The sequence below is a fragment of the Trujillonella humicola genome (assembly GCF_046233715.1).
In the GTDB taxonomy this organism is placed as follows: Bacteria; Actinomycetota; Actinomycetes; order Mycobacteriales; family Geodermatophilaceae; genus Trujillonella; species Trujillonella humicola.
Map to the genome: position 1 here is coordinate 37,270 of NZ_JBJNRJ010000037.1, position 11,410 is coordinate 48,679.

8 protein-coding genes are annotated in these 11,410 nt (G+C 68.5%); 4 read left to right on the forward strand and 4 right to left on the reverse strand.

Going from position 1 to position 11,410, the window contains the following annotated elements; translation table 11 throughout:
• Window positions 1-27: 27 nt before the first annotated feature.
• Both ACK586_RS17160 and ACK586_RS17165 read right to left on the reverse strand, forming a co-directional pair.
• Window positions 28-1,542, reverse strand: a complete 1,515-nt coding sequence (locus tag ACK586_RS17160) for a sugar transferase (RefSeq protein WP_409331711.1) — start codon at window positions 1,540-1,542, stop codon at window positions 28-30.
• A 186-nt stretch (window positions 1,543-1,728) separates the two neighbouring features.
• A complete protein-coding gene (locus ACK586_RS17165; protein ID WP_409331712.1) occupies window positions 1,729-3,045 on the reverse strand; it encodes a UDP-glucose dehydrogenase family protein in 1,317 nt (438 codons plus the stop codon).
• A 667-nt stretch (window positions 3,046-3,712) separates the two neighbouring features.
• On the opposite strand from ACK586_RS17165, the gene ACK586_RS17170 reads away from it, so the two are divergent.
• The gene (locus tag ACK586_RS17170; protein WP_409331713.1) at window positions 3,713-4,804 is read left to right on the forward strand and encodes an LCP family protein; all 1,092 of its coding nucleotides are present in this window, start codon (window positions 3,713-3,715) and stop codon (window positions 4,802-4,804) included.
• An 18-nt stretch (window positions 4,805-4,822) separates the two neighbouring features.
• Here the strand turns inward: ACK586_RS17170 and ACK586_RS17175 are convergent, their stop codons facing one another.
• Complete coding sequence (locus ACK586_RS17175) at window positions 4,823-5,788, reverse strand: GDP-L-fucose synthase family protein (protein ID WP_409331714.1); 966 nt, start codon at window positions 5,786-5,788, stop codon at window positions 4,823-4,825.
• A gap of 89 nt (window positions 5,789-5,877) precedes the next feature.
• Here ACK586_RS17175 and gmd point away from each other — a divergent pair, with 89 nt between their 5' ends.
• A complete protein-coding gene (gene gmd, locus ACK586_RS17180) occupies window positions 5,878-6,891 on the forward strand; it encodes a GDP-mannose 4,6-dehydratase (protein WP_409331715.1) in 1,014 nt (337 codons plus the stop codon).
• 70 nt (window positions 6,892-6,961) lie between these two features.
• Here gmd and ACK586_RS17185 read toward each other — a convergent pair whose 3' ends face one another.
• Window positions 6,962-8,386, reverse strand: coding sequence for a tyrosine-protein kinase domain-containing protein (locus tag ACK586_RS17185; protein WP_409331716.1), 1,425 nt, complete (start codon window positions 8,384-8,386; stop codon window positions 6,962-6,964).
• Between the two features lie 726 nt (window positions 8,387-9,112).
• Between ACK586_RS17185 and ACK586_RS17190 the strand changes: the two genes are divergently transcribed.
• On the forward strand, window positions 9,113-10,396 hold the full coding sequence (locus ACK586_RS17190; protein ID WP_409331717.1) for an O-antigen ligase family protein: 1,284 nt from the start codon (window positions 9,113-9,115) through the stop codon (window positions 10,394-10,396).
• Complete coding sequence (locus tag ACK586_RS17195) at window positions 10,389-11,315, forward strand: glycosyltransferase family 2 protein (RefSeq protein WP_409331718.1); 927 nt, start codon at window positions 10,389-10,391, stop codon at window positions 11,313-11,315. The genes ACK586_RS17190 and ACK586_RS17195 overlap by 8 nt, the downstream gene beginning before the upstream one ends.
• Window positions 11,316-11,410 lie beyond the last annotated feature (95 nt).

Genomic DNA, 11,410 nt, shown 5'->3' on the forward strand with positions numbered 1-11,410 from the left:
AGATCCCCGCCCACATGCGGAGGTGCGTCAGTAGGCCCCGGAACCCCTGACGACGGCACCGACGGTCTTCCACAGGATCATGAAGTCGAAGGCCAGCGACCAGTTCTCCACGTAGCGGACGTCGATGCGCACCGAGTCGTCCCAGGAGAGGTCGGAGCGGCCGCTGACCTGCCACAGGCCGGTCAGGCCGGGCTTGACCAGGAAGCGGCGGTGCATGTCATGGCCGTACTTCTCGACCTCGCGCTGCAGCGGCGGGCGCGGGCCGACCAGGCTCATCTCGCCCTTGACCACGTTGATCAGCTGCGGGAGCTCGTCGATGGAGTAGCGGCGCAGCACCCGGCCGACGCGGGTCACCCGCGGGTCGACCTTCTTCTTGAACAGGACGCCGTTGCCGTCGCTGCCGGCCTCGGCGCTCAACTGCTCGACCATCCGGTCGGCGTCGAGCACCATGCTGCGGAACTTCAGCATCGAGAACGTCCGGCCGTCGCGGCCGACGCGCTCCTGCCGGAAGAACACCGGCCCTCGGCTGGTCACCTTCACCGCCAGCGCGATACCGATGAGCATCGGTGCCAGGAAGAGCAGGCCGAGCACGGCGCTGGTGCAGTCGAAGGCCTCCTTGGTCAGCCGCCGCACACCCTTCAGCTCCGGGCGCTCCAGGTGCATCAGCGGCAGGCCGCTCACCGGCCGGATCCGCACCCGCGGGCCGACGATCTCGGTGACGGCGGGGGCGAGCAGCAACTCGGCGTCGGTCGTCTCGAGCTCCCAGCCGAGGCGGCGCAGGGCCGGCCCGTCGAGCTCCGGGCACGGGAGGACCGCCACGGTGTCGACCTCGTAGGCCTTGACCACCTCCGCCACCTGGGTGAGGTCGCCGAGCACCGGGAGACCGTGGAACGCGTCCTTGCCGGCGGTCTGCTCGGCGGCCGGCAGGCAGCAGCCGATCACGCGGTAGCCGTGAAAAGCCTCGCGGTCGAGCTGCTGGTCGAGCGCGCCGACGCCGCCGCGGTGGCCGACGAGGATGGTGGTCTGCATCCGCTGGCCGTGCCGGCGCGCGCGGTGCAGGGCCTTGCGCTGCGCGTACCGGGCGCCGAGCGTCAGGACCGTGGCGAGCGGAAGGGCGATGACGACGAAGCCGCGGGCGACGTCCAGCTTGAACGCCCAGGAGATGGTCCCGACTGCGGCGAGCACCATCATCGCGGCGACGAAGACCCGACGGAACTCCTCGGGGCCCTCCCACAGGAACCGCTGCTCGTACGCGCGACCGACGAGCATCGCCAGCGCCCACACAACCGGGAGGAGCAGAGCGAGCGCGACGGGAGCCGGCGCCGTCCCGGCGCTCTCCGGGCCGAAGCGGATCAGATAGCCGACGCACGCAGCGAAACCGGCGACGGTCGCATCGACGGCCAGCAGCCGCCGGACGTAGGCGCCGCGCCACGCTCGGCGGGCGGCCGTCCCCTCCCCGCGCAGCCGCGGGGCGAGGAAGCTCCAGCCCCGGGCGCGGACGACGTCGGGTTGACGAACTGCTTCGTCACGCGCGACAGCCATGAAGAGACGCACCCCCGTGCGAAAGGCAGCCCACGCCGACCTGCGAAGCAAGGGCCGATTCTGCGAAGTGGCGCTCGGTGAACTTCAGCGTTCAACCGGCAGGAGACAGATTACGGACCTGCCACAGTTTCGCAAGAGCAACGGTGGAGTCGGTCCAGTCACACTCCGCCCGCGAGAAGGGCGCGGTCAGCCCGCTCGGCGGCCGAGCGCTCGGTAGGTCCAGCCCGCCTCGGTCCAGGCGGTTCGCGACAGGGCGTTGCGACCGTCGAGCACGCGCTTCTGCGCGACGATCTCGCCGAACGCGACCGGGTCGAGCTCGCGGTACTGCTTCCACTCAGTCAGCACGAGGACGGCGTCGGCGCGCTCGGCGGCCTCCTCGGCGGTGTCGGCGTAGTCGAGCTGCGGCCACAGGCGACGAGAGTTCTCCACCGCGGCCGGGTCGGTGACGCGCACAAGGGCACCCTGCAGCTGCAGCTGCGCGGCCACGTTGAGCGCCGGGGAGTCGCGGATGTCGTCGGAATCCGGCTTGAACGCCGCGCCCAGCACCGCCACCCGCTTGCCGAGCAGCGAGCCGTCGCAGACCTCGCGAGCGAGCTCGACCATGCGGATCCGGCGGCGCATGTTGATGTTGTCGACCTCGCGCAGGAACGTCAGGGCCTGGTCCGCGCCCAGCTCACCCGCCCGCGCCATGAAGGCGCGGATGTCCTTGGGCAGGCACCCGCCACCGAAGCCGAGGCCGGCGTTGAGGAACTTTCGGCCGATCCGGTCGTCGTAACCGATCGCGTCGGCCAGCTGCTTCACATCCGCTCCGGTGGCCTCGCACAGCTCGGCCATCGCGTTGATGAAGCTGATCTTCGTGGCGAGGAACGAGTTGGCCGCCGTCTTGACCATCTCCGCGGTCGCGTAGTCGGTGGTGACCTTGGGTGTTCCGCGCTCGACGATCGGCGCGTACACCTCGTCGAGGAGCCGCTCGGCAGCGCCGCCGTCCTCGGCCGGCACGCCGTAGACGAGGCGGTCCGGATGGAGGGTGTCGCGGACGGCGAAGCCCTCCCGCAGGAACTCCGGGTTCCAGGCCACGGTGGCGCCGGGGACCTTCTCCTCGATCATCCGGGCCAGCCCAGCGGCCGTGCCGACCGGCACGGTGGACTTGCCGACGACGAGGTCGCCCGGCTCGAGGATCTGGAGAAGCGACTCGGCTGCGTCCTGCACGTAGGTCAGGTCGGCGGCGTACTCCCCGTGCTTCTGCGGCGTCCCGACGCAGATGAAGTGGACGCGACACCCGTGTGCCGCCGCGACGTCCGTGGTGAAGGAGAGCCTGCCGGAGGCCAGCGAGTGCGTGAGCAGCTCCTCGAAGTCGGGCTCGTAGAACGGCGCCCGTCCGGCGCGGAGCGCCTCCACCCTCCGCCGGTCGACGTCGACGCCGACCACCTCGTGTCCGAGCTCGACCAGCGAGGCCGCGTGAACAGCCCCCAAGTACCCGCAGCCGATGACCGAGATGCGCACCGCTCCGCCTCCCGCTGTGTACGGCAGATCAAGAACCCGAAGTGCACCACGCACCGACGTGAAGCGCTCGGTGAGCGCATGGACTGCAGGCCGATGTGGCGTCGCTGCCGGAGTGGCGGACGAACGCCGCAACGGAGGCAGAGCGCACGAACGGTGACGTCCGAGTCACGCGAGCAAGTGTGGCAAGTGCGCCCTCCCCGGGAGAAGGGCCGGTCCGACCGGACAGGGAATCGTCTTGGTCCGTGCTGCCACTGTTCATGCGGGAGCCCCGGCGGTGCCCCCTCTCACCTGGCGTTTGACCGCTCCGCCGCGGGGAAACTCGGCAGCCAGCAGGGGGAACCGACGACGGCCGGAACATACCGGCCGCCCGCTCACGAAGGAGCGCGATGCCCTGGCTCTGGTGGGTCCTGGCCGGCTGGTTCCTCGCCTCGACACTCGCGGCCCTCCTCATCGGCCGCGGCGTCCGGATCGCCGACCGGTGCCGGAGCATCGGTCGCGGGACCGCCCCCGTCACCGCATCCCGTAGGTCACCGTCCTGACGGTGCAGCCCGGCGGCCACCGGGCTGGATGACCGGTCCCGTCCTCACCCCGCCGGGGGATCGGCTGATGACCTGCGCGCTCCCGCGCTTCTACCCTCGGTCCGGATGCTTGCCGGACGGGGGACGACATGAGCACCGACGCGCCGCAGGATGCCGCTGACACGACCGGCGACGACATCGACGCGTCGGGTAACCCCGAACGCACCTCCTCCCCCCGTCCCCGCTTTCGTCGCGCCCTGGCCGCCATCGGCGTGCTGGCACTCGTGCTCGCCGTCCTGATCGGCGGCGGGGTCTGGTTCCTCACCGACCGGTACACCGGCAACATCGATCGCGTCGCCGACGTCTTCGACGGACTCGACGAGGACTCCCGCCCCGCGGCACCGACCCCGCAGCAGCCGACCACCGAGGACCCAGTCACCTTCCTGCTGCTCGGCTCGGACACCCGCGCGACGGCCGAAGACGGGGTAGCGGAGGGAGGACGCGCGGACGCGATCATGATCGCTCGCTTCTCCGGCAACCGCGCGCACGCGCAGTTGATCTCGATCCCCCGCGACTCGTGGGTCGACATCCCGGGCCACGGCAAAAACAAGATCAACGCCGCCTATGCCTTCGGCGGCCCGACGCTGCTCGTCCAGACCGTCGAGCAGCTCACCGGCGTGCGGATCGACCACTACGTGGCCATCGACTTCGAGGGCATCATCCAGGTGACCGACGATCTAGGTGGCGTCGACGTGGTGGTCGCCGAGGAGACCAGCAACGGCCCCTACACCTGGCCCGCCGGCGTGAACCGTCTCGACGGCGCGCAGGCCCGCTGGTACCTCGCGCAGCGGTACGGCCTGGAGGGCGGTGACTTCGACCGGGTGCGTCGCCAGCAGCAGTTCCTCGAGGCGATGTTCAGCCAGCTCTTCAGCAGCGACACGTTCACCGACCCCGGCCGGTTGGACGCCGCCCTGCGCGCGGTGACCGGCGCGGTGGCCGTCGACGACACCCTCAGCAACGCCGACCTGCTGTCGCTGTCCTACTCGCTGCGCGGCCTGCGCCCGGAGAACGTCGAGTCGTTCACCGCGCCGGTACTGGGCACTGGCCGGGAGGGCGCGGCGAGCGTCGTCTACCTCGACACCGTCACGTGCGAGCGGATGTGGACCTACCTGCGCAGCGACTCGCTCGCCGCCAACGCGGCCGAGTTCGACGACGAGGCCCTGCCCGACGTCCCGCGCTGAGCCAGGCGGGTCTCAGTCTTAGGCCGCGCGGACGGCACCCGCGGCGAGCTGTTCCTGGTACCAGGCGTAGGTCTCGGTGAGGCCGGTGCGCAGGTCGATCTGATCGGTGAAGCCCAGGGCGTGCAGCTTGCTGACGTCCAGCAGCTTGCGCGGGGTGCCGTCGGGCTTGCTGCTGTCGAACTCCAGCGATCCCTGGTAGCCGACGACCTCGGCGACCAGCTCGGCCAGCTCACGGATGGACAGGTCGCTGCCGATGCCGACGTTGATCGGCTCCGGCTCGTCGTAGTGCTCCAGCAGGTACAGGCAGGCCCGCGCCATGTCGTCGACGTGCATGAACTCCCGCCGCGGCGTCCCGGTCCCCCAGACGGTCACCGACGGCGCGCCCTGGGTCTTCGCCTCGTGGAACCGGCGGATGAGCCCGGGCAGCACGTGGGAGTTGGTCGGGTGGAAGTTGTCGCCGGGCCCGTACAGGTTGGTCGGCATCGCCGAGATGTAGTGGACGCCGTACTGCCGGCGCAGCGCCTGCAGCTGCAGCACCCCGGCGATCTTCGCGATCGCGTAGGCGTCGTTGGTCTCCTCCAGCGGCCCGGTGAGCAGGCTGTCCTCACGGATCGGCTGCTCGGCCATCTTCGGGTAGATGCAGCTCGAACCCAGGAACAGCAGCTTCGTGGCGCCGTGGCGGGCGGCGGCGTCGAGCACGTTGACCTGCACCCGCAGGTTGTCGGAGATGAAATCGGCCGGGTAGGTGCTGTTGGCGACGATCCCGCCCACCTTGGCCGCCGCCATGACCACGGTCGCCGGCTTCTCGGCAGCGAAGAACTCCTCGACCGCCGGCGCATCGCGCAGGTCGAGCTCACCGGACGTCCGGGTCACGACGTTGTCGAAGCCCGACATGGTGAAGTGCCGAAGCACCGCTCCCCCGACGAGCCCCCGGTGCCCGGCGATGTATGTGCGGGCACTGCGGTCCAGCGGTGCGATCGACATGACGAGTCCTCCCGTGACGGCCGCCCCTAGGCTAACGGGGGGACGATCCGGAACTGTCCGGATCGCACGGGACGTGTGAGGAGTACCTCGTGGCGAAGTCGGCGCTGATCACCGGGATCACCGGTCAGGACGGTTCCTACCTGGCCGAACTGCTCCTGGAGAAGGGTTACGAGGTGCACGGCCTGGTGCGCCGCTCCTCGTCCTTCAACACCGAGCGGCTCGACGGCATCTACCAGGACCCGCACGTCGCCAACCGGCGGCTGTTCCTGCACTTCGGCGACCTGAACGACGGCGTCACGCTGATCAACCTGCTGCGCGAGATCAACCCCGACGAGGTGTACAACCTCGGCGCGCAGTCGCATGTTCGGGTGTCCTTCGACCAGCCGGTGTTCACCGGCGACGTCACCGGCCTGGCCGCCATGCGCCTGCTGGAAGCGGTCCGCGCCGCCCGGGTCCGCACGAAGATCTACCAGGCGTCGTCGTCGGAGATGTTCGGCGCCACCCCGCCGCCGCAGGACGAGCAGACACCGTTCTACCCACGCAGCCCCTACGGCGCCGCCAAGGTCTACGCCTACTGGGCCACCCGCAACTACCGCGAGGCCTACGGCATCCACGCCGTCAACGGCATCCTGTTCAACCACGAAAGCCCCCGCCGCGGCGCCACCTTCGTCACCCGCAAGGTGACCCGCGCCGTGGCCCGTATCCAGGCCGGCCTCCAGGACAAGCTCTACATGGGCAACCTCGACGCCGTGCGCGACTGGGGCTACGCACCCGAGTACGTCGAGGGCATGTGGCGGATGCTCCAGGCGCCCGAGCCCGATGACTACGTCCTGGCCACCAACACCGCCTACTCGGTCAAGGACTTCGTCCGGATGGCCTTCGAGCACGTCGACCTGGAGTGGGAGAACTACGTCGAGCACGACGAGAGGTACGAGCGCCCCACCGAGGTCGACGCGCTGATCGGCGACTACTCCAAGGCCAAGGAGCGGCTCGGCTGGGAGCCGAAGGTCCTCACGCCCGACCTGGTGAAGATCATGGTCGACGCCGACATCCAGCAGCTCGAGGACATGCGCTCCGGCCGACACCTGCGCATCGATCGTTGAGGCAGCGGCGTCGGTGGAGGGCCGCGGTCGACGGCGAGTGCACTGAGCTTCCGCAGAGAGACGCGCGGTCCTATCGGTTCGATTTGCTGACCCGCTCGTCGTACGAATAGCCGTACCCCCGCCCCACGGCCGCGTCGGCCTTGGGAGTGACGATGTTCAGGATGACGCCCAGCGTGCGGGCGCCAACCCGGTTCAACGCTCCGGCAGCGGCCTCGACCTGCTCCTTGCGAGTGCTTCCGTATCGGACCGAGAGGAGGACACCGTCCATGCCGACGGCGAGCCCGGTGGAGTCAGCCACAGGCAGGAGCGGTGGAGCGTCGACCAGGACGAAGTCGTTCTCTTCTTTGAGCTTCTCGATGAGCGCCTGCATGTGGGTCGACGCCAGCAGCTCGCCCGGGTTCGGCGGGATGGGGCCGGCGGCCAACACGTGGAGGTCGCTCGTTCCGTACTTCTGGAGTACGTCCTCGATGCCCGCGACTCCAGAAAGCACGTTGGTCAACCCGACATCGCCCACGAGCCCGAGGTAGCGCGTCACCCTCGGCTTCCGCAGGTCCGCCTCCACGATGGTGACTCGACGTCCCACGTCCGCAAGGGTGAAGGCGAGGTTGATGACCGCAGTCGTCTTGCCCTCGGATGGCATCGCGCTCGTGATCATGATCACCTTCGGCGGATCATCCACCCTGAGGAACTGCAGATTGTTCCTCAGGTGTCGGTAATCCTCGGCTGCATGACTCAAACCGACGCGATCGAGTCTGCGCTGGCCGGCGAGCTGGTCATCGCGGAGGATCGTCCCGATCACCGGCGCACCGGCTAGTTCGGCGACCTCCCCGGGGTCTTTCACCGAGCGGTCGAGTCGGGCACGGAGAAGTACCATCAGTACACCAATAGCCACACCCGCCGCACCACCGAGCGCCGCGTCCCTGAGGAGGCGCGGCGAGCTCGGCTGATCCGGCAGGTCCGGAGGATCGGTCACTGCGACGGCGACCGGCGACGCACCACCTCCGCGCGGCGTCTCCAACTCCTCCACCATGGCGATGAACTCGTCGCCGATCGCTCCGGCCACGCGCCGCGCCGACTCTGGCGACGACGCGACGACAGCGACGTCGATCAGCACGGTGTTCGGCACAACAGTCGCCGTGATCTGCGAGGAGAGTGCTGACGGCGTCAAGTCGAGCTCCACGACGTCAATGACACGCTGGGCCAGTTCCGCTCCGGTCAGGAGCTCCGCGTACGAACTCACCCGCTGCTGGGAGAACTGACTTCCCTGAAAGACGTCGGTCGCGGAGCCGGCCCCAGTCGTGGAGACGAAGAACTGGGTCGTCGACGTGTAGAGCGGCGGTTGAGCGAGGCCCAGACCAAGCGTACTCGCTACGCCGAGGGCACCCCCCAGGACGACAACCCACCACGACGTCCGCAAGGCCGCAACAACGTCCCGAAACTCCACACTTCCCCCATCGTCGCGGCCGAACCCTCCACGCTGAACGGCCAACAGCATGCTGAGACGCTAGGTGACGTCAGCGTGTCGAGCGGGCCAAGTGCCCTCACATGCCCCAAAAGGGGGCGAACGCTCAGCCTCGAGCCGCATGTCAGCGGGCAGATCGCACTGACCGTAGGTCCCATGACGTCGAAACTCGGAAGCGATGCGCGCGTCACGCATGGCGCCCTCCGCCTGCCTCACGTGAGCAAGTGGCAGGCCGTACGTGTTCCCGCCATGGGGCCGAGACGGCTGGAGTACCGGCGCCGCGCGCCCATGTGGCCGACTTGGGGCGCGGTCGCCGACACTCCCATCGAGTGACGCCCCAACCTCGAACGAGCACCCGCAGGAGACCATCCGCTTTATGCTCCGTCTCGAGTCCTCGACGTCGAACTCCGGGAGCGATGAGCAGTGACGAGGCAGTCATCTCCGCTCATCTATGTCGCAATTCCGTCCGCCGTCGCACTTTCGACCCTGCCCACAGGGCCCATTGTCCTCGCCTTGGCCGTCCGCCACGCGTGTAGACACGCACCGAGGTGGTCCTCCTGATGCGTGGGGGGATGGACCCGTCCGTGGACGAACGGGCCTCGGCTCGGACGATCCCCAACCAGGGGGATCAGGCCCCTGCATCGCCGCTGATTTCGGACGACCGTGCATAGATTCGCTCCGACCGCTCCGTCGAGACCAAAGTATGGAGGCCTGTCCGCGGCGCGGAACGGTGCCGGATTGTCATGGCTGCACGTCTTGGTGCTCGCGTCCGCCTGCTTGGGCGCTGCGGCGGCCATCTCCCGTCCCAGCGCCAACGACGCGGCCATTGGCCTGGTCGCCGTCCTCCTCCTCCTGATGGCCGCCGCGGTGACCACGGGGCGGGGGCTCGTCGTCCTTGCCGTGGTGTCGCTGTTCTCGCTTCCTCCGGTGCTGAACATTGTGGCGGCCGCGGGCAGCGAATCAGCACCTTTGAAACTCCTGCTGATCCTCTTCGCCGTGGCCGCAGGGCTCAAGGTGGGTTGGCGCTCGTCCGGGCTCGAGCTGGTCTGGCTGGGGATGTGGACCTTGGCCCTGGTATTTTCGGTGTTGGGACCTGACCCCTTCGGACTGGGCCCCGTGGGGATGACGAACGCTTATCTCGGGTACATCAGTGGCTGGCTCTGGCTCTTCGTCCGCGTCCCGCCCGACCAACGGCAGCTACGGCTACGCTTAGTCGAGTCGAGTGCTGCACTGTGTGTTCTCGCCGGACTAATCCTCAGCCTCGCCGGCCTGATCCAGTTCGCCCACACGGACGCCTCCGGCGTACCCCGGCTCGCGGGTTCCCTCATCCCTCCGCAAGTAGCGATGTTGGCCGTCTGTGGCCTCATCGCCACCATTGTCCGCGGTCACCGCGGTCACTCGCGCGGTCACTGGACCTGGATAACGCTCAATACAGCGATCGCCTGCGCAACGGTGACCCGAGGCGCGATCCTTGCGGTCGTTATCATCGTCCTCGCACACGTCGCCACGACCGTACGGACCAGAAGGCTCGCTCGCGGCCGACTGGCAGCCGTCGGGCTGCTGTCGACCGCGTTCGCGGTGACCGCGAGCGCCATCGCGCTGCGCAGCCAGGGGAATTCGTACGAAGGTCCGTACAACACGAGTGGCCGAACGGAGGCGTGGGAGTTCTACCGGTCGATCGCAGAGAGAGAGCCCTGGTGGGGCAGCGGCCTGGGCGCGTCGTCGGTAGCGAACTCGATCGAGCGTCCACTCGGCGTCCAGAGCGCCTTTCAGTCGCCACACAACGAGTACATTCATTTCTGGCTTGATGCTGGCCTGCCGATTGCCCTGGCTCTCTTTGTCATCATTGCCGCGATCATCTACCGCAACCTGCGTCGATCCTGTCCCGCCGGCATGTGCCTCGCCGTCGCCGTGAGCATCCTGACCTTCGCGTTCGTCGATAATCCCTTCTCGACCGTCCAGTTCACCGGACCTCTAGCGCTGGTGCTGGCAGCAGCGGCAGCGGAGCGCCCTCGAGCTGCCCAGGAGTCCCCCGTTGCCTGAGACGACCGTCCTCCTACCCAGCAGAGATGGCTGGCCACTTCTGCGCCAGGCGGTGACCTCCACACTCGCGGACATTGGCACCGACCACGACGCCGAACTGCTCGTCATCGACGACGGCTCCACCGACGAGACGCGGAACTGGCTCGACGGCCTTCGGCACGAGCGGCGACTCCATGTCATCCACACCGGTGGGGTTGGCCTTCCAGCGGCGCTCAACGCAGGTCTGGCAGCCACGGACTCGACGTACGTCGCACGCATGGACGCCGACGACATCTGGCTCCCGGGGAGGCTGGCGACACAGTTGTCCGCCATGGTGCGACAGCCCGATCTCGCCGCGGTCGGCTGCCAGATCGTCCGCGTCGTAGGAGGCGTCGAACTGGGGGCCAGCTCCCTCCCTACCGCGCACCCTGCGATCGTCGAGGCGCTCCTCCGAGGGCACCACGCAATTTGCCATCCCTCGGTCCTGATGAGGCGTGCCGCTGTCGATGCCGTGGACCGCTACTGGCAGGAAGGGGTCGCGGAGGACTTCGACCTCTTCCTTCGGATGAGCTCGGTCGGGCGACTGGCCAACCTCCCTGAGGTGGGCCTGAAGTATCGGATACACGGGTCGGGGATCAACGCTAGTCGTCAGTACGAGGTGCAGAAGCGCATGGCCTTCAGCACTGCGACGTACAGATTGCCTCGGGAGGCATGCTCGTACGAGGCGTTCGAAGCAGCCCTGCGGGAGAACCGGATTCGAGCCCTGAACCTCAGGCGGAAAGCGGTCGCCCTGTCGGCGTATCGCGCCGGTCTCGTAGCCTCCCACGGCGATCGCCGCCTGCGAGGGCGCCTGCAACTACTGGGAAGTGCCCTGCTCATGCCGGAGCGGGCTGGCCAACGGATCTCACGATGGGCGACCGGGGGGCGACATCGCCTCTAGCCCGGGGCTTTCACGGCGGAGTGGCGTGAGCGGGTGTTGATCAACTGAAAAGTGCTCCTGACCAGCAAGGATGGGTCTTGTCTAGGGACCTGTCC

Excerpts from the sequence above, each read along its gene's own strand:
- ACK586_RS17160 (WP_409331711.1), bottom strand. The coding sequence starts at position 1,542 with ATGGCTGTCGCGCGTGACGAAGCAGTTCGTCAACCCGACGTCGTCCGC.
- ACK586_RS17170 (WP_409331713.1), top strand. The coding sequence starts at position 3,713 with ATGAGCACCGACGCGCCGCAGGATGCCGCTGACACGACCGGCGACGAC.
- ACK586_RS17175 (WP_409331714.1), bottom strand. The coding sequence starts at position 5,788 with ATGTCGATCGCACCGCTGGACCGCAGTGCCCGCACATACATCGCCGGG.
- ACK586_RS17185 (WP_409331716.1), bottom strand. The coding sequence starts at position 8,386 with ATGCTGTTGGCCGTTCAGCGTGGAGGGTTCGGCCGCGACGATGGGGGA.